The following is a 22,886-nucleotide window of genomic DNA, read 5'->3' as shown; positions in this document are numbered from 1 at the left end:
CGCTTGGTGGCGCTCCGCTTCGACTTGTCGTCGAGGCGGCGCTTCTTCGAGGCGAGCGTCGGGCGCGTGGCGCGCCGGGGGGTCGGCGGCACCGCCGCCTCCGCCACCAGCTCGGCCAGCCGCTCGCGGGCATCGGCCCGGTTGCGGTCCTGCGTCCGGAAGCGCTGGGCGCTGATGACGATGACGCCGTCGACGGTGAGGCGCCGGCCCGCGAGTCGCATCAGCCGCACCGCCACGGCGTCCGGCAGGGAGGCCGAGCGCCGGGCATCGAAGCGCAGCTGCACGGCGGTGGAGAGCTTGTTGACGTTCTGCCCGCCGGGGCCCGAGGCGCGCACGAAAGTCTCCTCCAGCTCCGCCTCGTCGATGGCGATGTGGGGCGTGCATTGCAGGGCCACGGCGGCGGGTCCTCAGACGGCCTCGGCGGGCGTGCGGACGCGCAACGCCAGCGCGTGCAGGCCCCGCTTGAAGGCCGGATCGAGGACGGCGTTGACGAGCCTGTGGCGCTCCACCCGGCTCTTCCCCTCGAAGGCGGCGGCCACAACATTCAGTCGGAAATGCGTCTCGCCCTCCGGCCGCGCGCCCGAATGGCCCGCGTGCAGGTGGGATTCGTCGATCACCTCGAGAACCTGCGGGGCCAGTTCGGCCTGCAGCGTCTCGGCGATCCACGCCTTCAGGGTTCCGGTCTCGCTCATGTCGGCGTCTCCATTGTCCCGGCGCGGGAGCCTTCGTGCGGTCTCGCGCGTCAACCCCCGGCGGCCGCATGCGGCATCAGGCCCGCCGCTCTTGTGTCTGCGGACCGCCCCCTCATAATCGCCCCATCATGGATCTCAACTCGCCCCTGTTCGACAGCATCCGCATCAAGCCGTCCTGCGACGAGCCGAAGACGGCCGCGGCCCAGACCTGCGAGACCCCGGGGTGCAAGAACGCCGGGCTCTACCGCGCGCCCAAGGGCCGCAAGGCGGAGGGGCAGTACTGGCGCTTCTGCATGGACCACGTGCGCGCCTACAACGCCACCTACAACTACTTCGACGGCATGAACGATGCCGCCGTGCAGGCCTACCAGAAGGACGCGATCATCGGGCACCGCCCGACCTGGGCGATGGGGGTGAACCCCGCCACCGCCGAAGGGCGCGCCAAGGGCAAGGGCGCGCCCAAGCGCGACTGGGCCTATGTCGACCCGCTGGACATCCTGCGCGCGGAGGGTGTCGGCGAGACCGCGCGCCGCAAGGCGCCCGAGCCGCGCCGCCCCCGGCACTCGGCCGCCACCCTCAAGGCCCTCGACGTGCTCGGCCTCGACGAGAACGCCGATTCCGCCGCGATCAAGGCGCAGTACAAGGTCCTGGTGAAGCGTTTCCATCCCGACGCGAACGGCGGCGACCGCTCCTTCGAGGAGCGGCTGCGGGACATCATCCGGGCGCACGACGCCCTGCGCACCGCCGGTCTTTGCTGACCAACTGCGTCCCCGCGGCACGATCGATGCAGGTTTTCACCGCACTGAACGGTCTCGACGGGGGGCAATTGCCGCGCGAAGCCCTATATCGTGGCCAAGTCCCTTGGCGCTTCCCGGCGCCGACCCTTAGATGGCGGTCGCGCGCGGCTCGAGAATCGAGTCGGCGGACACCAGAACCCGACACAGCCTGCGTGGTTCGTGCCTGAAGACCTGGCACCCGCGCTCCGACGAGGTCCTTATGCTTTCTGACGTCACGCCCGCCTCGCTGCCCGACCGGACCGTCTCCGTGCGCGAGGCCTTCGGCATCGACCTCGATCTCCAGGTGCCGGCCTTCTCGCAGAGCGAGGAGCACGTGCCCGCCCTCGATCCGGACTACATCTTCGACCGCGAGACCACCCTGGCGATCCTGGCGGGCTTCGCCCGCAACCGCCGCGTGATGGTGACCGGCTATCACGGCACCGGCAAGTCGACCCATATCGAGCAGGTGGCCGCGCGCCTGAACTGGCCCTGCATCCGGATCAACCTCGACAGCCACGTCTCGCGCATCGACCTCGTCGGCAAGGACGCGATCGTGGTGAAGGACGGCAAGCAGGTCACGGCCTTCCAGGACGGCATCCTGCCCTGGGCGCTTCAGAACAACGTCGCGCTCGTCTTCGACGAGTACGATGCCGGCCGGCCCGACGTGATGTTCGTGATCCAGCGCGTGCTCGAACTCTCGGGCCGCCTGACGCTCCTCGACCAGAAGCGCGTGATCAGCCCGCACCCGGCCTTCCGCCTGTTCGCCACGGCCAACACGGTGGGTTTGGGCGACACGTCCGGCCTCTATCACGGCACGCAGCAGATCAACCAGGGCCAGATGGACCGCTGGTCCATCGTCACCACCCTGAACTACCTCCCCCACGACCGCGAAGTGGACATCGTGCTCTCTAAGGCGGCGCATTACCGGCGCGACAACGGCCGGGACATCGTCAACCGCATGGTGCGCGTGGCGGACCTGACCCGCAACGCCTTCATGAACGGCGACCTCTCCACGGTCATGAGCCCGCGCACGGTCATCACCTGGGCCGAGAACGCCGATATCTTCAAGGATATCGGCTTCGCCTTCCGGGTCACCTTCCTCAACAAGTGCGACGAGCTGGAGCGGACCCTGGTGGCCGAATTCTACCAGCGCGCCTTCGGCAAGGACCTGCCGGAGAGTGCGTCGAACGTCGCGCTGAGCTAGGGGATTTTGAGCGGAGGACGCGATGGGCGAGCCGGCTCTGAAGGGTGAACCGACCGAAGGTGGAGCAGCCATCTCGGCTCGGACACGCTACGAGGACGACCTTTATACCTGGGTCGAGGAGCAGGTCGCGCTGCTCCGGGCCGGACGGGTCGATGCGCTCGACCTTGAACATATCGCCGAGGAGCTGGAGGGATTGTCAAAGAGCGAGTTCGCCAAGCTCCAAAGCTCCTTGCGCGTTCTCGTCATGCATATGCTGAAATGGGACCAGCAGCCCGAGCATCGCACGCCGAGTTGGATCTTCTCGATTCGCGAGCAGCGGCGGCGCTACGCGCGAATCCTGGCGACCAATCCGGGCCTCAAGCCTCGTATCGACGAGGCCTTGCGTCACGCTTATCCCGACGCGCGCGACTGGGCCTCGGACGAGACCCACATTCCGCCGGATGAGTTTCCCGCGGAATGCCCATACGCCTGGGACGATATCCTGAACCGCCCCTTCGATTTTGATTCGGTGAAGAAATAGCCCCGTGAGCATCTCCAACCGCAAGCCCGGCGACCGGCGCGAGCCCGTCGCCGAACCGCTCAAGCGCTCGGTGGCGGGGTGCCTGCGCGCCATCGCCAAGCGCGCCGAGATCGAGGTGGTCTATGCCAGCGACCGGCCGGCCCTGACCGGCGACAAGGCGCGCCTGCCCGAGCCTCCGCGCAAGCTGACGCCCGAGGACGTGGCGATCCTGCGCGGCAACGCCGACTCGATGGCCCTGCGGCTCGGCTGCCACGACGTCGCCGTGCACCGGCGCCTCGCACCGGAGAATGCCGGAGCCCGCGCGGTGTTCGACGCCGTCGAGCAGGCCCGCGTCGAGGCGATCGGCTCGCGGCGCATGGCCGGCGTCGCCGCGAACCTCTCGGCGATGCTGGAGGACCGTTACCATCGCGGCGGCAAGTACGAGGACATCACCGACCGGGCCGACGCTCCGATGGAGGATGCCGTCGCCCTGATGGTGCGTGAGCGCCTGACCGGGGCGGCGCCCCCGGCGGCCGCCAAGAAGATCGTCGATCTCTGGCGCTCGCACATCGAGGACAAGGCCGGCCCGAGTCTCGACGGCCTCATCGGTGCCATCGAGAACCAGCGCGCCTTCGCCCGCTCGGTGCGCGACCTCCTCACCTCCCTGGATATGGCGGACGAGACGCCGTTCGACCCCGAGGACGACGAGAACGACGACGAGAACGAGGCGCAGGACGACGAGCAGACCCCGAGCGAGGGCGAGGCCGAGGAACAGTCGCAGGGCGACCGCTCCGAGATGGAGACCTCGCAGGAGGCGACCGACGAGTTGCAGGAAGGCGCCACCGAGGCCGCCGACGCGCCCTCCGGCGAGTTGCCCGACGAGGCCGAGAACGCCGATTCGGAGGAGGCTTCGGAAGCGTGGCGGCCGCCGTCGCAGAAGACCAACGAGCCGCGCGGGCCCGAGTACAGGGTCTTCAACCCGCGCTTCGACGAGATCATCCACGCCGAGGACCTCTGCGACGCGGAGGAGCTCGCACGCCTGCGCACCTACCTCGACAAGCAGCTCGCCCATCTCCAGGGCGTGGTGGGGCGCCTCGCCAACCGGCTGCAGCGCCGGCTGCTGGCCCAGCAGAACCGCGCCTGGGACTTCGACCTCGAAGAGGGCCAGCTCGATCCCGCGCGCCTCGTGCGCGTGGTCACCGACCCGTTCCAGCCGCTCTCCTTCAAGCGCGAGAAGGACACGAATTTTCGCGATACCGTGGTCACGCTGCTGCTGGACAATTCCGGCTCCATGCGCGGGCGCCCGATCACCGTGGCGGCGACCTGCGCGGATATCCTCGCGCGCACGCTGGAGCGCTGCGGCGTCAAGGTCGAGATCCTCGGCTTCACCACGCGGGCCTGGAAGGGCGGACAATCGCGGGAAGCGTGGCTGGCCGGCGGCAAGCCGAACACGCCGGGCCGCCTCAACGACCTGCGCCACATCGTCTACAAGTCGGCGGACGCCCCCTGGCGGCGCGCCCGCAAGAACCTCGGCCTGATGATGCGCGAGGGCCTGCTCAAGGAGAACATCGACGGCGAGGCGCTGGACTGGGCGCACAAGCGCCTGCTGGCGCGCCCCGAGCAGCGCAAGATCCTGATGGTGATCTCGGACGGCGCGCCGGTCGACGACTCGACGCTCTCGGTGAACCCCGGCAACTATCTCGAGCGCCATCTGCGCTGGATGATCGAGGACATCGAGACCCGCTCGCCGGTGGAGTTGCTGGCCATCGGCATCGGCCACGACGTGACGCGCTACTACCGCCGCGCCGTGACCATCATCGATGCCGAGGAACTCGGCGGCGCGATGACGGAAAAGCTCGCCGAACTGTTCGAGGAGGATGCCGGCGGCGCCGCGCCCCGCCGCAAGGCGGCGGGCGGACGCCGCTAAGCGACTTTCGCGAAAGTGGTCGCCGATCTTGCAACCAAAATCTGCGATACACGAAAAATCGAGGCGGACTTGCGTTGGCGTGCCAAGGCAAGTCCGCCTCGGCGCGCCTCACGCGGCGCGCTGCGCCAGGGTCTCGAGGGCGTCCGCGATCTCGTCGGCCGAAAGCCGGCGGATCGTCGGCCCCGAGGTCCAGACCAGCATCGGGACGACCCGGTGCGCCGGGTAGATCTCGGCCAGCAGCGCGGCGTAGAGGGCGATCTGCCCGGCCTCCGCGCGGGGCAGAGGGGCTCCCGCCGCCGGCGGCCGGCCCGTCTTGAAATCCGCCACCCAAACCGTATCGCCCGAGATCGCCAGGCGGTCGACCCGGCCGAAGACCGGGCGGGCGATGCCCCCTGCCGTCACCCGTCCCGATAGGGTAACCTCGGCCCGGGCATCGCGGGCGAAGAGCGGCGCGAGATCGGGCTCTTCCAGCAGGCGCAGGGTCGCGCTGACGATGGCCGCCTGCTTGGGCCGCTCCAGCGCCGGGGCGCGGGCACGCACGAAGCTGGTGGCCGCCGCCTCGCGCTGGCCGGGCTCGATCCGGGGCAGGTGCTCGACGAGGGAATGGATCAGGGTGCCGCGTCGGCGCGCTTCGCTGTCGGCCTGGCGCCGGCCCGGCTCGCGGCGGGTATCGGCCGCGCCGAGGGCGCGCGAGGGCGTCACCGGAGGCGCCGCATCGGTCTCCGAGGGCACGGGCGCTTCGAGCCAGGCCGGAAGCGCGGGCCGTGGCGGGGGCGCGGAAGCGGCGCGCTCGGCCGGAATCACGGCACCGCCCTCGCGCCACAGGGTGGCCGGGCCGTACCGGGCCTCGATGACCTCGCCCGCGCCGAAGGCACGCTCCATCCCGCTGCGGATCATCTCGCACCAGGCCGCCTCCGTCGGCGCCTCGTGGCCACGATAGGGGGCCACCACGAGGCGGTCGGCCGCCCGGGTCATGGCGACGTAGAGGAGGCGGTTGTGCTCCTCGCGGGCGCGGGCCTGCAGGGCGGCGCGGGCCTCGGTCACGGCCGCGCAATCGCCCGCCTTGGCACCGGCCCAGATCGGCGGGAGGGGGCTGGCGCCGCGCCCGAACCGGGGCTCGGACAAGGATCCGGGCGCCATCGCGAGGAGGGGCGGATCGTTGCGCCCGAGGGTCTCGCAGCCGTCGATGACGATGACCACCGGCGCCTCGAGCCCCTTGGCCCCGTGGACGGTCATCACCCGGACCTCGTCCCGGCCCGATTCGAGGTCGCGCTTGACCGTGTGGCCGCCCTCCCCGCGCCCCGGCACGGTGTCGTAGCGGGCGAGAAAGCCGCCGAGGGACGGTGCGTCCGTGCCCTGCTCGGCCTGGGCCGCGGTCATCAGGAACACATCGATGGCATCGCCCGCCTCGCCGCCGAGGCGCGAGACCAGGGCACGCCGGCCGCCCCGCGCGCCCAGCAGCGTGGCGTAGAACCCGAACGGTCCCTCGCAGGCCGCGAGGTCGATCCAGGATCGCAGGGCCGCGTGACCCCGGATCGCGGCCGGGTCGCCGCCGGCGGCGTGCCGCGCGAGCGCGTCCTCCAGGGTCTCGTGCAGTTCGCGGCGCGACGCGATGCGCACGAGGTCGTCGTCGTCGAGGCCGACGAGCGGTGTCTTCAGAGCGCCGGCCAGGGTCAGGTCGTCGGCCGGCAGGAGCCCGGCCCGGCCCACCGCCACGAGGTCGTTGACGGCGATGTGGGCGGCGATGTCGAGGCGGTCCTGGCCGGCGACGGGCACGCCCAGGGCCTTCATGGCGCGAATCACCTCCTCGAAGGCCGCCGAGCGCTTGCGCACCAGGATGAGGATGTCGCCCGGACGCCAGACCCGGCCGGTCTCGTCGCCGGTGGTGATCCAGGCGAGCGCCGCCCGCGCCACGCGCCGGGCCGTGAGGATCGCGGGCGCGTTGGTCTCCGGCGCATCGACGGGGGCGGCCCAGGCATCGGGCTCGGGCTCGTCCGCCGGCTCCTCGATCGGCCAGAGCTCCACCGTGCCGGGGGCGGACGTCCGCGCCGTGCTGTGGCTGGTGCCGACGGCCGTGTCGTCGAAGGAGAGTCCCTCGTAGTGCTCGGGGATCGCGAAGGTCGCGTCCACCGCGCGCAGGACGCCCCCGGCCGAGCGGAACGACAGGGTGAGGTTCACGTCCGCGAAGGCGAGCCCAGCGCCTTCGGTCGCCCGCTGCCAGGCCCGGCGGGTGGTTTCGAACTCGCGGGGCTCGGCACCCTGGAAGCTGTAGATCGACTGCTTGGGGTCGCCGACGGCGAAGCGGGTCCGGGCGACCTCGCGGGCGCCCTCGCCGGAGGCGAACTCGGCGGTGATCCGGCGCAGGATCTCCCATTGGTGCGGGTTCGTGTCCTGCGCCTCGTCGATGAGCACATGGTCGACGCCGCGGTCGAGCTTGTACAGAACCCAGGTGGAATCGACCCGGCCGAGGAGGTCGAGGGTCTTGTGGATGAGGTCGTCGAAGTCGAGGGCGCCGAGGCGGGCCTTCTGGGCCTCGACCCGGCGGTGGATCTCGCCCGCCAGGGTGAACAGGGCGCGGGTGCGCTCCAGGGCGCGCACGCCCCGCAGGGTATCCCGCAGGGGTTCCAGGCGGTCCCGCTCCTCGCAGAGCGCGCTCTTCACGTCCTCCGGCACGGCCTTGGTGCCGAGGCTCTTGTCGGCCTTCGGCGAGCCCTCCTTGGTGAAGAAGATGCCCAGATAGGTCTCGAGGGCATCGGAGCGCGTCCCGGCGGCCTCGACGGCCAGCAGCCGGTCGGCGATGCCGTCATCCGTGGCCTTGCCGGTGCGCAGGCGCGCGGCCAGCGCGCCGAGATCCCCCAGGACGCCGTCGAGCATCCGCGCCTCGATCGCGTCGGCGGTCTCGCCCGGGCGGACGCCGAGGGCCTCGGCGAGCCCCGCGAACGGACCGTCGAGGCCGGCGCGGCCGTCGAGCACGTCGCGGGCCCGCATGGCGTTGCGGATCGCCTTGCGCAGGGCATCCCCCGTCGCCTCGGGGCCGACGACGGCCAGCGCCTCGCCGAGATGCGGATGGCGGCCGCCGATGGCGTCGGCCAGCACGTTGCCGGTCTCGATGCGGAAGGCGTCGGCGGCCTGCGTCTCGTCGAGCACCACGAAGCGGGCCGGCACGTTCGCCTCGAACGGGAACATGTGCAGGAGCCGCTCGCAGAGGGCGTGCAGGGTCTCGATCTTCAGGCCCCCCGGGGTCTCCACCGCGCGGGCGAACAGCCGCCGGGCCACCCGCAGGGTCGTTCGCGATGGGCGTTCCCCCGTGAGTTCGGTGAGTTCGGCCGTGAGCGTGGCGTCGTCCAGGGTCACCCAGCGCCCGAGGACGCGGAAGACGCGGATCGACATGTTGGCCGCCGCGGCCTTGGTGAAGGTGAGGCAGAGGATGCGGGCCGGCGGCGCCCCGTCGAGGAGCAGGCGCACCACCCGGTCGGTGAGCACCTTGGTCTTACCGGCCCCCGCATTGGCCGAGACCCAGGCCGAGGCACGCGGATCGGCGGCCTTGCGCTGACGGTCCTTGGTGAGATCGTCGACGACGAACGCTTCGCGCACGGACATCAGTCCTCTCCCTCGCCGCCGAGCGACCATTCGAGCACCCGGGCGAGGTGGTCGTAGTCGCCGTAGGATTTGGCGTATTTTGGGTATGGCCGCGAGGTGTAGGCGGCCTCGCCGGCCAGGAAGCGGGCCACGAGGCCCCGGAAGCGGGCGACGTGCTCGTCGACGATGGCGGCGACCTCGCGCTCCTCGCCGCGCGGGGGCTTCACGGCAAGCGGCTCGAAGGGTTTGCGGCCGCCCGAGGCGTGCACGTAGAGGAGGTCGGGCGTCAGCGTGCTGGCGGGAAAGCCGTCGAAGGCGCCGGCCATGAGCATCGCCGCTTCCAGCGTGAGCTGGGGCGAGAAGCCGGCGAAGACCTCCTTGTTGCTCGGCGGCAGGCCGGTCTTGAAGTCGACGATGCAGGCGCCGCCGTCGCGGCGGCGCTCGATCCGGTCGGCGCGCGCCCGCAGGGTGAAGTTCTCAGTGCCCATCGGAATCACCCACTTGCCGGAGATCTCCGGATGGACCTTCGCCACCTGCCCGCGCCGCTCGGCCTCCCAGTCCAGGAATTTCGCGGCCAGCCGCTCGTAGCGGGGCCACCACTCGGCATAGAGCTCCGGATAGGTGTCGGAGATCGGCCGGAAGGCGTTGAGCGCGAGGTTGAACAATCGCTCCACCGCCGCGTCCGGAAACGCGTCGGGGTGGGCCTGCGCGAATTGCCCCAGGATCTCGTGGATCAGGGTGCCGCGATCGGCGGCGCCCGGCTCGGCCGCCACGGGATCGAGGGGATCGAGGCCGAGCACGTGCCGGGCGAAGATGACGTAGGGGTCGCGCACCAGGGTCTCGACCTCGGTGACGCTCAGGGAACGCGGGAACAGGGCCGGGTCGGGCCGGGGCTTCGGTTGCTTGAGACGCGGCTGCGCGGGGCCGGTGCCCTGGTCCAGGGCGGCGGCATAGCTCAGGTACCGGCGCCCGGCCTCGGTCACCTCGGTCCAGCGGGCCTCGCCCGCGAAGGCGCGCAGGCGCTGGAGGAAGCGCGAGGGCACGGTGGGGGCGCCCTCGCGCTTGGCGGCGCGGGTCAGGATCGCGTCGTGATGGCCGAGCGCCTGGACGAAGTCGTGCGCGCTCTGGCCGATGCGGCGTTCGGGCGGGTTGAGGCCGATGCGCTCGCGCATGGGCCGGTTGAGGAAGGCGTCCGTGGTCGTCTTCATCGGCCAGACGCCCTCGTCGAGGCCGCCGAGCACCACGCGGTCGACGTGCATCAGCCGCGCCTCCAGGAGGCCGAGGATGCGCAGGCGGGGGTGCGGACGCCCGTCGCTGCAGGCCACGAGCCGCTCCCGCGCCAGCGCGCTGAAGAAGGCCGGGTAATCGGAAAAGCGCCCGGGCAGCAGGCCGGGTTCGGCCAGTTCGAGGTCGTCGAACAGGCTGTCGAGCACGCCGAGGGAGGCGTCGTCGACGGCCTCGCCATCGGCCGCGTCGATCAGCCGGTCGAAGGTGGCGCGGTGGCAGGCGGCGTAGGCGACGAGGTTGCCGACGCCGCGATGATCCACGTCGAGGAAGCCGTCGAAGGCCACCTGCAGCCGGTCGAGGAGGTCGGCGGCGAGGTCCCAGTCGCGTTCGGTGAGGCGGCGCTTGGCGCGGGGCCGTCGCCCGGTGCCGGCGCGCTGGTCGGCCAGGGCCTGCTGCAATCCGGCAAAGCCCGGCGCCGGCGCGGGCCCGCGCAGGGCTCCGATCTCCAGGGCGGCAGCCGCCCGGACCACGTCGCTGCGCGGCATGCCGAGGCGCACGTAGGGATGGGACAGGAGCGTGATCAGCCGGGCCGGCTGAAGGTCGGCCGCGACTTCGGCGGCGAGGCGCGCGAGGCGCCCCGCGCGGCTGCGCGACAGGGCCTCGCCGCCGGAATCCTCCGCGACGATGCCCCAGCGGGCGAGTTCCGCGGCGACCCGCACCGCCAGCCCCCGGTCGGGGGTGATCAGCGCCGCCGTGGCGCCGGGAGTTTCCAGGGTCTCGCGCAGCGCGATGGCGATGACCAGCGCCTCTTCGCGCTCGTCGGCGGCCTCGACCAGGGCGAGACCCCGCATCCCCGCCTCGGCCAGGTCGGCGCGCGCGCGCGCATCGAGTTCGGCCCAGGCCTCGGTGGTCTCGGCCGGACGCAGGGCCTGCGAGAGCAGGGCGAAGCGGGCCCGGGCCTCGGCGGACGGCGCGCCCAGGCCGACGATGTCGGCCCGGTCGCGGGCGAGGCATCCCGGCCCGAGCAGGCGGTGCAGGATCGCCTGCGGATGGCCGTGCGCGGTCTCGCGCGAAACCCCCTCGCCGGTCTCGATGGCGTCCCAGCCGGCGGCGTCGAGCTCGCCGTCGAGACCCGGGAGCACCACGGCGCCGCGCGGCAGGCCCGCCACGGCGGCGATCAGCCGGGCGGTGGCGGGAACCGAGCCGGTCGAGCCCGCGACGATCATGGGCTCGGCCGGACGATCCCGGGCGAGGCGCTCGGCCTCGGCGAGCACGAGCTTTCGCGACCGCGAGACCGGGTCGCTCATGCCGCGCTCGGCGAGGATGCCGGGCCAGGCCTCGGCGGCGATCTTCACGAAATCCAGGGTCAGGCCGAAATAGCGCGAATACTCGGCCTCGACGGCGCTTCCGATCTCGGCCCAGGGCAGGCCCTCGACGGTGAGCGCGTCCATCAGCCGTTCGAGGTCGGCGGCGAGGCCGATCGCGTCGGCGGGCGAGGAGGGCACGAGGAAGGGTACGTCGTCGTCGATGGGCAGCAGCGTGCGGTCCACCGCCTCCGCCCAGCCCTGGACGAGACGCGCGAGGATCAGCCGGCGCTCCAGGGGCGGCATCGCCGGGGCGAGCACGTCGGGGCCGTTCTCGATGAGGGGGTTGGCGGCGAGATCGAGTTCCGCCTCGTCCGCCTCGCCGAGGGGCACCATGCGCGGCAGCAGCGCCGCATGGCCGAGGCGGGCGGCCAGGATCGCCGAGAGGGCCCGGACGGCGCGCTGCGTCGGCAGGTAGAGGGTGACGGAGGCGAGCGCGAACGGATCGGCGCCGATGTCGCCCACGAGCCGGCCCGCGATCAGCGCCTCGGCGAGGGTCTCCAGGAAGGGCGCCCCGGGGGGGATGGTGAAGACGTGGGATCCGGCGGCATCGGAAATCGGCATCGATGTTCCATGCCACCAATCCCGCCGTTCTGGAATGGGCGGGCTGACGGGCCGGGCGCCCGCGCCTCAGAGCGCCTGCTGCGCGCTCGCCTTCACCCGCGCCTCGGCGGCCGTGATCGCCTCCGGCGTGCCGACGTGGAGCCATTGTCCGTCGAGGCGCAGGCCGTGCAGGCGGCGGGCCGCGATGGCGCGGTCGAACAGGAGGTTGAGGGAGAAGGCGCCCTCGGGGGTGTCGGCGAACAGGCCGGGCTTCAGGATGGCGACGCCCGCGTAGATGAAGGGCGCCACCTCGCGCTCGCCGCGCCGCTCCAGGGCCCCGCCGGAATCCATGACGAAGTCGCCGCCGCCCTCGTAGCCGAGGCTGGTCGCCGTGGGGGCCACGAGGAGGAGGATGTCCATCGCCTCCGGGTCCCAGGCGGCGACGAGGCGGGCGAGATTGGAATCCGGCCCTTCGAGCCAGAAGGAATCGGCGTTGAAGACCACGAACGGCCCGTCGCCGAGGAGCGGAAGGGCCTTCTTGACGCCGCCACCGGTCTCCAGCAGGGCGGCGCGCTCGTCGGAGATCACGATGTCCGGGGCGCTCCGGCGCTTGGCCACGTGCCCCTCGATGAGGTCGGCGAGGTAGTGCACGTTGACCACCGCCCGCGTGATGCCGCCCTCGGCGGCCCGGTCGAGGGCGTGGTCGAGGAGGGCGCGCCCGGCCACCTCCACGAGGGGCTTGGGCACCGTCGCGGTGATGGGGCGCATGCGCTTGCCGAGGCCCGCCGCGAGGACGAAGGCGCGGGTGATGGGGGGGGTGTCGGACATATCGGCTTCGTCTCGTCGGGAAGGTCTCGGGCGGGCGCAGGCTGCCGCGCGGCGGCCCGCGCCCGGGTCTCGCGGGTCCTTCAGGCGCCCTCGCCCGGCTCGGCTGCGGCAGGCTTCGGCACGAGATGCGGCAGGTGGGCCTCGTGCCAGAGGCGCAGGTGCGTCAGGGCCGGATGGTTGAGGTTGCGCGCGAGGTAGCCCTCGATGCGCGGCAGGTGGGCGAGGTAGCCGGGTTTGCCGTCGCGGCGGTCGAGACGGGCGAAGATGCCGAGGATCTTGGTGGCGCGCTGGGCCGCCAGCACCGCGTAGGCCCGGGCGAAGGCGTGCATGTCGAAATCGGGCTCGCGGGCCCGGCGCTCGCGCACGTAGAGGCCGAGCAGGCGCAGTTCGAATTCGGCCGAGGCATCCACCCGCGCGTCCTGCAGCAGCGAGGCGACGTCGTAGGCGGGGTGGCCGAGCACCGCGTCCTGGAAGTCGATGACGCCGATGCGCTCCAGCCCCTCCCGCTCGGGCAGCCAGATCAGGTTGGGCGAATGGTAGTCCCGCAGGGTCCAGGTCGGGCGAGCCGGGGTGATGCTGTCGAGGACCTCGGCCCAGAGGGAGACGAACTCGGACCGGGCCGGACCCGGAAGCTCGGCGCCCCGGATCGCCGGGCAGTACCAGTCCGGCAGCAGCTCGGTCTCGAAGACCAGGGCCTCGAGGTCGTAGGGCGGCAGCACGTGGTCGATGCCGTCGGCCACGGGCAGAACGCCCGGAAGCTCGGTGGCGTGGAGCTTGGCCAGCAGGCGCACCGCCTCGGCGTAGCGCTCCGGCCGGGGGCCGGCGGCATCGACCACGGGTTCGGAACCGAGGTCCTCAATGATGAGCAGACCCTCGGCGAGGTCCTCGCCGTAGATGCGGGGGGCCGAGAAGCCGAGCGCCCGCAGGCCGCGGTCGACGCCCACGAAGGCATGCACGCTCTCGGCGAGCTTGACGATGGCGCTGTAGGGGCGGCCGTTGCGCACCGGCGGCCCGTCGGCCCGGGGCGGCGAGATCATTAGGACGGCGCTCTTGCCGTCGGGCTTCACCAGGCGCTCGTAGGCCCGCGAGGAGGCATCGCCCTGCATGGCGATGCGCGTCGCCTCGTCCCAGCCGCTGCGGACGAGGAGCACGCGCAGGGCCCGCGCCCGGCGCAGGCGCCCGGCCATGCCGCCGCTGCCGTCGATGCGAGCGAAGCGGGCGCCGTCGCCGAACTCGGCCCGCAGGGAAAGGTCGATGGACAGGATCGGCGCATCGCGGGGGCCGAGGCGCTCGGGCCATTCGACCAGGGTGATGGCGGTCTCGGCCATCTCGTCGAAGCCGAGTTCGACGAGTTCGTCGGGGCTGCGCAGCCGGTAGAGGTCGGCATGCACGATGGCGCGGCCGTCGGCCGCCTCGTAGGGCTGGATCAGCGTGAAGGTCGGGCTCGGCACGTCGAGGGTCGGGGCCTCCGCGAGCTCGCGGATGAGCGCGCGCGCCAGCGTGGTCTTGCCGCCGCCGAGACCGCCCGACAGGGCGACGATATCGCCGGCCACCAGGAACTCGGCGAGGAAGCGGCCGAGATCCTCGGTGGCGCTCTCGTCGGGAAGCATGATCTCCCAGGCCGATTTCACCTCACGCCGGGGCGTGTCGGCACCATCCTCGTTCAACGCCCAACTCCTCCTCGGCCGCGATCGGCGGGATCGCACGGATCCTCGCGTTCATAACGGAGCATCCTTAACCAAATCGCGGACCCTGCCGAAGGCTCCCAAAGCGACGCAGGGGGGCCGGCCGCGGCCTCCGCCTACTCGGCGGCATCCTGATGGGCCGCCCTCTCGGAGATCGGGAAGGAGCAGGTGACGCGGGTGCCCACGCCGGGCTCGGAATCGAGGCTGACCCGGCCACCATGCAGTTCCACGAAGGAGCGCACGATGGAGAGCCCGAGGCCGACGCCGCGATGGCGGGTGCCCAGCGTGTGGCTCTCGAACCGATCGAACACCCGCGCGGCGACGTCGGGCGGCATGCCCTGGCCCTGGTCCGCCACGGTGAGGGTGAGCTCGGAGGCGTCGCGCCGGACCTCGACCCGGACCTGCTGACCGGGCGACGAGAAGCCGACGGCGTTCGACAAGAGGTTGAACAGGATCTGGCGCACGCGCTTGCCGTCGGCCACGAAGGTGCCGACGTCGTCGGGCACGTCGAGGTCGAGGGTGATGGCGGAATCGGCGAGCCGGTCCTCCAGCCCGCGCACGGCCGCGTCGACGGTGGCGCGGACGTCGACGACCTCGCGGGTGAGTTCGAGGGAGCCTGCGTCGATGGAGGCGAGGTCGAGGATGTCGTTGATCATCACGAGCAGCGCGCCCGACGAGCGCATGATGTGCCCGGAATACTCGCGCTGGCGCTCGTTGAGGGCGCCCACCGTCTCGTCGCCGAGAAGCTGGGTGAAGCCGATGATGTTGGTGAGCGGCGAGCGCAGCTCGTAGGAGACGTGGTTCACGAAGGTGTCGCGCAGCTGCGAGGTGCGCTCCAGGGCATCGTTCTTGTCCGTCAGCGCCCGCTCCACGTTCACGCTGGCGGTGACGTCGATCAGGGTGAGCAGCGTCGCGCCCTCGGGCAGGGGCTGGGCGGCGCAGTCGAGCACGGTGCCGTCGACGATCTCCAGGCGGCAGGTCAGGCCGGCCCGGCTCTCCAGGCCCGTGATGGCGCCGCGGATGTCGATCCACGGATCCTCGTCGGGCGAGAGGGTCTGGCAGGCGGCGATGACCGCATCGACGCGCGGGCGCTCGCCCAGGGTCTCGGGGTCGAGGCGCCACAGGGTGGCAAAGGCGCGATTGGCGAAGGTCAGCCGGCCATCGGCGCCGAACACCGCCACGGGCTCCTTCAGGGTGTCGAGGGTTTCGGCCTGCACCCGCATCAGCGCGTTGTAGCGGGACTCGAGCTTCATGTTCTCCGACACGTCGTCGAACAGGTAGGTCAGGCCGCCCTGCGGGTTGGGATCGGCGACGACGCGGAGCGACCGCCCGTCGGGCAGGTACCACCAGCCCTCGTTGGCCTCCACGGCGCGGTAGGCGGCGAGCACGTCGGCCTTCCAGGACTTGAAGTCGGCCTGCTCGGGCAGCTTCCGGGCGGCGCGGAGCCGGTCGAGGATCTCGCCGTCGAGGGGGCGGCCGTCGAGGAAGGCCTGATCGAGGTCCCAGAGCTGGCGGTAGGCGGCGTTGTGGAAGATCAGGCGCTGGCGGGCGTCGAACATCGCCACGGCGGTGGGGAGCTGGTCGAGGGTGCGGACGTTGGCGTCCATCTGGCGCTGGAGATCGGCGCGCACGCTCTCCAGTTCAGAGACGTCGACCGCGATGCCGACGCGGCCCGTCTCGATGGCGGTCTCGCTGACGTCGAGGGTCCGCCGCCCGCCGGCCACCACGGCGGAAAGCCTGTGGGCGGCCCGTCCGCCGGCGGCCAGGCGCGCGCCTTCGTCCCGGGCGATGAGGTCGCGCGCCTGCCGGTCGAGGAGTTCGACGCCGCCCTCGAGGGCGTGCTCGCGCGTGCCGGCCTCCACCGCCGCCACGTAGGCGAGGTTCACCCAGGCGAGAACGCCGTCGCGGTTGCGGCGCCAGACCGGCTGGGGAATCGCGTCGAGCAGGCTGCTCAGGGCCGACAGGCCACGCTTGGCCTCGTAGAGCGTCAGCCGCAGGTCGATGAGTTCACGCTTCTCGTCGGTGGTCTCGCGCAGGCGCAGCACGGCGCGGCCGGACAGGGCCTGCCCGTGCGCGTCGATGAAGCGCCCGTTCTGCGCGCGCAGGCTGAGGCGGAATCCGGTCCCGCGCGCCCGGAGGGTCTCGACGGCGCTGTTCAGGGCGTCGGCATCGACCGCGTGCAGCCAGGTCTCGAAGGCCAGGAAGGCCGCATGGACATCGCCCGGCATCCGCTTGCCGTCGACGAGGCCGGTATCGCCCTCCACGGTCGGGGCCCCGCGTCCGGACCAGGTCACGAGGATCTGGCGCTCGGCGTTGAGCAGCATCTCGGCCCGGTCGTGGGCGCCGCGCAGCATTGCAAGCTCGCTCAGGAGGTCGCGCTCCCGCCGTGTCCAGCGGCTGCGCTCGCGCATGTGCAGCAGGGCCACGATGGTCGCGAAGACCGTCAGGCCGATCAGGATCGCGAGACCCGCGGCGTTGTGGGTGTGCTGTCCGAAGCCCGCCGCGACGGCGCTGGCGTCCAGGCCCGCCGCGATCGCGTGCGCCGGGTGCGCGTTTACAGCGACGACGAGAGAGCCGACGCACACGAGCGCGCGCGCCGTTCGTTCGACCCTCATGATCCGTCCCGCCTCCACGAATCTTCGATGAGGCGCCAAAGCGCGCCCTTCCCGCATCCGCCCGAAGGCCGGGTGCGAGCCACTCCATCTGAGGAATCCGCCCACACTAGCGCGACGGGGAATCGTGGAGGAAGAGGGTTAAGCTTAACTTTAAACCATCCGGACGCGATCGGCCGCGAGGGGGCGCAGAAAAGCCACACTGGCCGACGGCTCGCGGGGGTCCTGGCGCGGGAGGCCGGACACGAAAAAGCCCGGCACGGAGGCCGGGCTTCGATCGTCGATGGCGGTCGTGCGACGCCCCGGGAGGGGCGTCGGCCGGCCTCAGTAGCGGTAGTGGTCGGGCTTGAACGGGCCGTTCTCGGAGACGCCGATATAGGCGGCCTGATCGGGACGGAGCTTCGAGAGCTTGACGCCGATCTTCTCGAGGTGGAGGAGCGCCACCTTCTCGTCGAGGGCCTTCGGCAGGGTGTAGACCTGCTTCTCGTACTTGCCCGGGTTGGTCCAGAGCTCGATCTGGGCCAGGGTCTGGTTAGTGAACGAGGCCGACATCACGAAGGACGGGTGGCCGGTGGCGTTGCCGAGGTTCACCAGGCGACCCTCCGACAGGAGGATGATGCGGTGGCCGTCGGGGAAGGTGATCTCGTCCACCTGCGGCTTGATGTTCGACCAGGTGAGGTTCTTCAGGCCGGCGACCTGGATCTCGTTGTCGAAGTGGCCGATGTTGCACACGATGGCGCGGTCCTTCATCGCCCGCATGTGCTCGATGGTGATGATGTCCTTGTTGCCCGTGGCGGTGACGAAGATGTCGGCACGCGGTGCCGCGTCCTCCATCGTCACGACCTCGTAGCCTTCCATGGCGGCCTGGAGCGCGCAGATCGGATCGACCTCGGAGACCAGCACGCGGCAGCCGGCGTGGCGCAGCGAAGAGGCCGAGCCCTTGCCGACGTCGCCGAAGCCCGCGACCATGGCGACCTTGCCGGCCATCATCACGTCGGTGCCGCGGCGGATGCCGTCGACCAGCGACTCGCGGCAGCCGTAGAGGTTGTCGAACTTCGACTTGGTGACGGCGTCGTTCACGTTGATCGCCGGGAAGAGCAGCTTGCCCTCCTTGGCGAGGTTGTAGAGGCGGTGCACGCCCGTGGTGGTCTCTTCCGAGACGCCCTTGATCGAATCGGCGAGACCCGCGAACCAGCCCTTCGGCTTCTCGGCGAGCTTCTTCTTCAGGAGCGCGAAGAAGATCTCCTCCTCCTCGGATTCCGGCTTGTCGAGGAAGGCGGTGTCGCCGTTCTCGGCGCGGAGACCCAGGTGCACGAACATGGTGGCATCGCCGCCGTCGTCGAGGATCATGTTCGGCATACCGCCGTCATGCCAGTCGAACAGCTTCGAGGTGTAGTCCCAGTACTCCTCGAGGGTCTCGCCCTTGATGGCGAAGACCGGGATGCCGGCGGCCGCGATGGCGGCGGCGGCGTGGTCCTGCGTCGAGTAGATGTTGCAGGAGACCCAGCGGATGTCGGCGCCCAGCGCCTTCAGGGTCTCGATCAGCACGGCCGTCTGGATCGTCATGTGCAGCGAGCCGGCGATCTTCGCGCCCTTCAGGGGCTGCGACGGACCGAACTCCTCGCGGGTGGCCATCAGGCCCGGCATCTCGGTCTCGGCGATCGAGATCTCCTTGCGGCCGTAATCGGCCAGACCGATGTCCTTGACGATGTAATCCTGGGCCATTGCGTGTTCGCTCCGTGTCTCGTTGCGTGTCGGCGAGGGCTATAGCAGGGCCGCCCCCAGGAAGCAATCAAGATATAAAGATGTCTTTATGCGACGGATTCCAGCCTGCGTCGGTCGAGCCGGACCGGCACCGCTCCCCGGGGCATGCAGCGCCCGTCCCGGCGATCGGCCTCACGTTTCGTCGCGCAATTGCCGCCGGATGATCTTGCCGGTGGTCGTCATCGGCAGGTGATCGCGGAAGGCGATCTCGCGCGGGTACTCGTGCGCGGAGAGGCGCGTGCGCACGAAGGCCTGGATCTCGGCGGCGAGTGCGTCCGAGGCGACGTAGCCATCGCGCAGGACGAGGAAGGCCTTAACGATCTCGGTGCGCAAGGGGTCCGGCTTTCCCACGGCGGCGGCCAGCGCCACCGCCGGATGCGAACCGAGGCAATCCTCGATCTCGGTGGGGCCGATCCGGTAGGCCGCCGAGGTGATGAGGTCGTCCTCGCGCCCGACGAAGTGGACGTAGCCGTCCGCGTCGCGCCGGGCGGTGTCGCCGGTGAGCATCCAGTCGCCGGAGAACTTCTTCTCCGTCGCCTCCGGTTGGTTCCAGTAGCGCAGGAACATCACCGGGTCGGGCCGCGCGACGGCGATCTCGCCGGGCTCGTCGATGCCGGCCTCGATGCCGTCGGCGCGCAGGATCGCGACGCGGTGCCCGGGCACCGGGCGCCCCGTCGAGCCGGCCCGCGCCACCCCGGCCGCCGTGCAGGCGGCCAGCACGAGGTTGCACTCGGTCTGGCCGTAGGCCTCGCCGATGGTCAGCCCGAGTTCGCGGCGCGCCCAGTCGAAGGTCTCGGGGCCGAGAGCCTCGCCGGCGGAGGCGATGTTGCGCAGGCCCGCCAGATCGAAGCGTCCGCGCGGGTCGGAGACGCCGCGCAGCATCCGGAGGGCCGTGGGCGGCAGGAACGCGGTGGTGATCGCCCGCTCGGCGATGAGCCGGAACGCCGCCTCGGGCTCGAACCGGAAACCAGGGCAGGCCACCACCGGCACGCCGAGATGCAGGCTCGGCAGGGTCGCGTTGAGGAGTCCGCCGGCCCAGGCCCAGTCCGAGGGCGTCCACATCCGGTCGCCGGGCCGGGGCGGGAAGTCGTGCATCATGAGGAAGCCGGGCAAGTGCCCGAGCAGCACCCGGTGGGCGTGCAGCGCGCCCTTGGCCGGCCCCGTGGTGCCGGAGGTGTAGATCATCAGGGCCGGATCGTCGGCCCGGGTGTCGACGGCGGTGAAGCCCTCCGGGGCCTCGGCCATCAGGGCCTCGGCATCGACCGCCCCTGCGCCGGCGCCGTCCATGCGGATGACGAGGTCGAGGTCGGGCAGGTCGGCCCGGATGGCTTCGAGCTTCTCGAACCCCGCCGCGTCGGTGACGATCACCCGCGCGCCGGCATCCCTCAGCCGGTAGCGCAGGGCATCCGGCCCGAACAGGCCGGCGAGCGGCAGGGCGATCGCCCCGAGCTTGTAGGCGGCGCCATGGGCGACCACCACGGCGGCCGATTGCGGGAGCAGCACGCCGATCCGGTCGCCGGGGCCGATGCCGTGCGCCCGCAGGCCCGCCGCGAAGCGGTCGGAGCGCGCGCGCAACTGTCCGAACGTCGTCTCCGTGACCGTCGCGCCCACCACCTCCTGGATCGCGACGCGGTCGGGCGCGCGCGCAGCCCAGCGGTCGCAGACATCGACGCCGATGTTGTAGCGCTCGGGGATGTCCCAGGTGAAACCGGAGACGAGCCCGGCATAGTCGGCGGCAGGCTTCAGCACGGCGGCGGACTCAGGCCTCTCGGGCCTTGAAGGCGCCCGCGAACGCGAAGTCCCTGATCGGCCGGCGTCCGTTCGGCACTTCCTTGGCGCGCTGCTCCTCGGTGAGGTCGGCGGGGTCCGCCGCGCGCCCGACCGCGTAGGCGGCCTCGACCTGATGGTCCGCCGGCACGTTGAGCAGCGTGACGGCGCGTTCCTTGTCGAAGCCGCCCATGCCGTGCACATGCCAGCCCTGGCGGATCGCCTGGAGCTGGAAGTTGGCCGAGGCGGCCCCGGTATCGAGGGAGTGGCTCGCCGAGGGCTTCAGGCCGTCGCCGGTCTTCATCAGCTTGCTGGAGACGAGGATGACCAGGGCACCGGCGCCCTCCGCCCATTTGCGGTTCCCCGGCACCAGCAGGTCGAGGAACGGCAGCCAGTCGGGCGTATCGCGCACGGCGTAGACGAAACGCCAGGGCTGGGAATTGTACGAGGACGGCGCCCAGCGCGCGGCCTCGAACATGCGCAGCAGTTCCGATTCCGGAACCGCCTCGCCCGTGAAGGCGCGGGGGGACCAGCGCTCGATGAAGAGCGGGTCGATGGCGTGGTCGGGCCGGCGAGGGTTCTGGGTGGTCAAGAAAGGGCTCCTGGGCGAGGTTCGCGGGACGCGGCACCGTTTCCCCGGCCCGTCATCCGCCTGCGAAAGCCGTACCCCTCTCAGGGTATGCCACGCGATCGCCCTGCCATGCACGAGGTTGTGCCGGCGAGGCAATCGGCCATTCGACCCAGGCCGTTCCGCCCGATGGACAGCGCTCCGGGCGGCGAACCGCCCGGCGGACGCTCAATCGACGACCTTGGCGGTCGGGCGATCGTTGCCCTGGGCCGTCTCGTCGTGCCACGCGCCCTTGCCGTCCTGGTAGCGGATCGGCTCGGTGGAGCCCGGAACCTGCTGCTCGGCGGCCGCCGCCTGCGCCGCCTGGAGGGCATCGTCGTGGCTCGGGAACGTCTCGGAGAAGACGTCGCCGACCTTGTAGGCGTAGCCGCCGTCGTGCTCGACGATGCGATAGGTGACCTCGGTCATGGTGGCGTCCTTCACTCAGAGCGTGAACCTGTGGGAGGGCGAACCCGGCGCGGTTCGGGAGGTTCCCGCTCAATGCCGCGTCGGCGGGGCCCAGGCGAGGTTGGCGACGGCCGCCTCGCAACCCGCGACCAGCGATCCGCGCACGTCCCCGGGATCGTAGCCCGGCCCGTCGGGAAAGCCGACCACGTGCACCGTCGGGCTGCCCTCCTGGCGAATCCGGGCGAGCCAGCCCTCCGGCGCACGCTCGAAAGCCACCTCGTAGGCGGCGCCCGCCTGCTCGAAGCGATGGGGTTCCATGATCCGTCTCCCGGGCGCTCGCTGCGGCGCCTCGCCGGATGTGGGGCTTTGGGGTATCGCAGCGAAAGCCCCGTCCGGTCGATCCCCGCGCAGGAACCGCATGCCACCGATCCGCCCCACCCGTCCCGTTCCGAACCCCTTCGTCCTCGGCCTCTTCGCCGTGACTTTCTTGGCCCCAGGCCCGGCTCGCGCGGAGTTCAGCCTGTTCGGCAGCGCCGAGCGCACGCCCGCCAATCCGTTCGCGTCGAACTACGCCTCGCCGCCGGTGCGCGGTTCGGCCGAGCGTCCCCGCCGCGTCCGGCGGAACGCGCCGGCCGAGGCGCCGAGGCCGCCGCGCGACATTCCCCGCTGAGGTCTCAGCCGGCGGGGAGCGCGTTGGCGATGGCGGTGACGATGCGCGGATCGTTGGGCTCGACGGAGGAGGGATAGGCCCCGAGCAGGCTGCCGTCCCGGTCCACGAGGTACTTGTGGAAGTTCCAGTTCGGCGTGCTGCCGGGCTTCTCGGCGGCGGCCCAGCGGTAGAACGGATGGGCCGCCGGCCCGCGCACGTGGGTCTTGGCCGTGACCGGGAAGGTGACGCCGTGATTCTTGCGCGCGGCCTCCGCGATGGCGACCCCGTCGAGGGGCTCCTGGTTGCCGAAATCGGGCGACGGGACCGCGATGACGGTGAGGCCCCGGTCACCGAAGCGGGTCCAGAGGCCCTGGAGTCCGGAGAACTGCCCGGCATAGCCGCAGGCCGTGGCGGTGTTCACGACGAGGATGGGGCGGCCCGCATAGGCGTCCAGCGGCAGGGTACCGCCCTCGGGTCGCTCGAAGGCGAAGGCCCCGGCGCGTATCTCGCCCGCGCGCGCCCCGGGAATGCCCCAGGCGACGGCCCCGCCGAGCAGCGCGAGGGCGTGGCGCCGGCCGATGGGATGCGCCGGTCGCCGCGACAGGCTGGCGGACGGCGTGACCTCCGAAATCAGGATCTTCGACATGGCGCGGCTCCCGTCAGGCGCGGGGAAACGCTCCACCGTCCTGTCCGGGGGAACTTAACGTCCCCGCGTCGTTCGTCCATCGGGGCCGGCGATTTGGCGGGAACCTTTC

18 protein-coding genes are annotated in these 22,886 nt (G+C 71.5%); 5 read left to right on the top strand and 13 right to left on the bottom strand.

The window, feature by feature from the left end:
* Window positions 1-395: alternative ribosome rescue aminoacyl-tRNA hydrolase ArfB (gene arfB / locus K2X24_RS02695; RefSeq protein ID WP_292494373.1), on the bottom strand; the 395-nt coding region annotated here is incomplete at its 3' end.
* Window positions 396-407: 12 nt separating this feature from the next.
* On the bottom strand, window positions 408-692 hold the full coding sequence (locus K2X24_RS02690) for a BolA family transcriptional regulator (protein WP_243911766.1): 285 nt from the start codon (window positions 690-692) through the stop codon (window positions 408-410).
* 128 nt (window positions 693-820) lie between these two features.
* Here K2X24_RS02690 and K2X24_RS02685 point away from each other — a divergent pair, with 128 nt between their 5' ends.
* From K2X24_RS02685 to cobT, 4 genes are all read left to right on the top strand, one after another.
* Window positions 821-1,450, top strand: a complete 630-nt coding sequence (locus tag K2X24_RS02685) for a DnaJ domain-containing protein (RefSeq protein ID WP_238275444.1) — start codon at window positions 821-823, stop codon at window positions 1,448-1,450.
* A gap of 238 nt (window positions 1,451-1,688) precedes the next feature.
* On the top strand, window positions 1,689-2,672 hold the full coding sequence (cobS, locus tag K2X24_RS02680) for a cobaltochelatase subunit CobS (protein WP_292494370.1): 984 nt from the start codon (window positions 1,689-1,691) through the stop codon (window positions 2,670-2,672).
* A 22-nt stretch (window positions 2,673-2,694) separates the two neighbouring features.
* On the top strand, window positions 2,695-3,192 hold the full coding sequence (locus tag K2X24_RS02675) for a DUF29 domain-containing protein (protein ID WP_292494368.1): 498 nt from the start codon (window positions 2,695-2,697) through the stop codon (window positions 3,190-3,192).
* Window positions 3,193-3,196: 4 nt separating this feature from the next.
* Window positions 3,197-5,098, top strand: a complete 1,902-nt coding sequence (cobT, locus tag K2X24_RS02670; RefSeq protein ID WP_292494366.1) for a cobaltochelatase subunit CobT — start codon at window positions 3,197-3,199, stop codon at window positions 5,096-5,098.
* A gap of 108 nt (window positions 5,099-5,206) precedes the next feature.
* On the opposite strand, the gene addA is transcribed toward cobT, so the two are convergent.
* The 10 genes from addA to K2X24_RS02620 all read right to left on the bottom strand — a co-directional run bounded on the left by addA (window position 5,207) and on the right by K2X24_RS02620 (window position 21,800).
* Window positions 5,207-8,698, bottom strand: a complete 3,492-nt coding sequence (gene addA, locus K2X24_RS02665; protein WP_292494365.1) for a double-strand break repair helicase AddA — start codon at window positions 8,696-8,698, stop codon at window positions 5,207-5,209.
* A complete protein-coding gene (gene addB, locus K2X24_RS02660; protein WP_292494363.1) occupies window positions 8,698-11,832 on the bottom strand; it encodes a double-strand break repair protein AddB in 3,135 nt (1,044 codons plus the stop codon). Before addB ends, addA begins: the two co-directional genes overlap by 1 nt.
* 66 nt (window positions 11,833-11,898) lie before the next feature.
* On the bottom strand, window positions 11,899-12,639 hold the full coding sequence (locus K2X24_RS02655; RefSeq protein WP_292494361.1) for a nucleotidyltransferase family protein: 741 nt from the start codon (window positions 12,637-12,639) through the stop codon (window positions 11,899-11,901).
* An 80-nt stretch (window positions 12,640-12,719) separates the two neighbouring features.
* On the bottom strand, window positions 12,720-14,249 hold the full coding sequence (gene tsaE / locus K2X24_RS02650; protein WP_292494378.1) for a tRNA (adenosine(37)-N6)-threonylcarbamoyltransferase complex ATPase subunit type 1 TsaE: 1,530 nt from the start codon (window positions 14,247-14,249) through the stop codon (window positions 12,720-12,722).
* 191 nt (window positions 14,250-14,440) lie between these two features.
* Window positions 14,441-16,939: an ATP-binding protein gene (locus K2X24_RS02645; RefSeq protein WP_292494359.1), complete on the bottom strand. Its 2,499-nt coding sequence runs from the start codon at window positions 16,937-16,939 to the stop codon at window positions 14,441-14,443.
* A 321-nt stretch (window positions 16,940-17,260) separates the two neighbouring features.
* Complete coding sequence (ahcY, locus tag K2X24_RS02640; protein ID WP_292494357.1) at window positions 17,261-18,661, bottom strand: adenosylhomocysteinase; 1,401 nt, start codon at window positions 18,659-18,661, stop codon at window positions 17,261-17,263.
* A 171-nt stretch (window positions 18,662-18,832) separates the two neighbouring features.
* Complete coding sequence (locus K2X24_RS02635; protein WP_292494355.1) at window positions 18,833-20,449, bottom strand: AMP-binding protein; 1,617 nt, start codon at window positions 20,447-20,449, stop codon at window positions 18,833-18,835.
* 10 nt (window positions 20,450-20,459) lie between these two features.
* A complete protein-coding gene (locus tag K2X24_RS02630) occupies window positions 20,460-21,059 on the bottom strand; it encodes a nitroreductase family protein (RefSeq protein ID WP_292494354.1) in 600 nt (199 codons plus the stop codon).
* 204 nt (window positions 21,060-21,263) lie between these two features.
* Window positions 21,264-21,503, bottom strand: coding sequence for a hypothetical protein (locus K2X24_RS02625; RefSeq protein ID WP_292494352.1), 240 nt, complete (start codon window positions 21,501-21,503; stop codon window positions 21,264-21,266).
* Window positions 21,504-21,572: 69 nt separating this feature from the next.
* Complete coding sequence (locus K2X24_RS02620) at window positions 21,573-21,800, bottom strand: hypothetical protein (RefSeq protein ID WP_238275472.1); 228 nt, start codon at window positions 21,798-21,800, stop codon at window positions 21,573-21,575.
* A gap of 100 nt (window positions 21,801-21,900) precedes the next feature.
* Here K2X24_RS02620 and K2X24_RS02615 point away from each other — a divergent pair, with 100 nt between their 5' ends.
* Entirely contained in the window at window positions 21,901-22,152 is a 252-nt protein-coding gene (locus tag K2X24_RS02615) for a hypothetical protein (RefSeq protein WP_292494350.1), read from the top strand.
* Window positions 22,153-22,156: 4 nt separating this feature from the next.
* Here the strand turns inward: K2X24_RS02615 and K2X24_RS02610 are convergent, their stop codons facing one another.
* Window positions 22,157-22,777, bottom strand: a complete 621-nt coding sequence (locus tag K2X24_RS02610) for a glutathione peroxidase (protein WP_292494348.1) — start codon at window positions 22,775-22,777, stop codon at window positions 22,157-22,159.
* Between the last annotated feature and the right edge of the window lie 109 nt (window positions 22,778-22,886).

The sequence above is a fragment of the Methylobacterium sp. genome (assembly GCF_019750675.1).
Classification (GTDB): Bacteria; Pseudomonadota; Alphaproteobacteria; order Rhizobiales; family Beijerinckiaceae; genus Methylobacterium.
The sequence above is the reverse complement of the archived record's forward strand: the minus strand, read 5'-3'. Positions and strand labels throughout refer to the sequence as shown.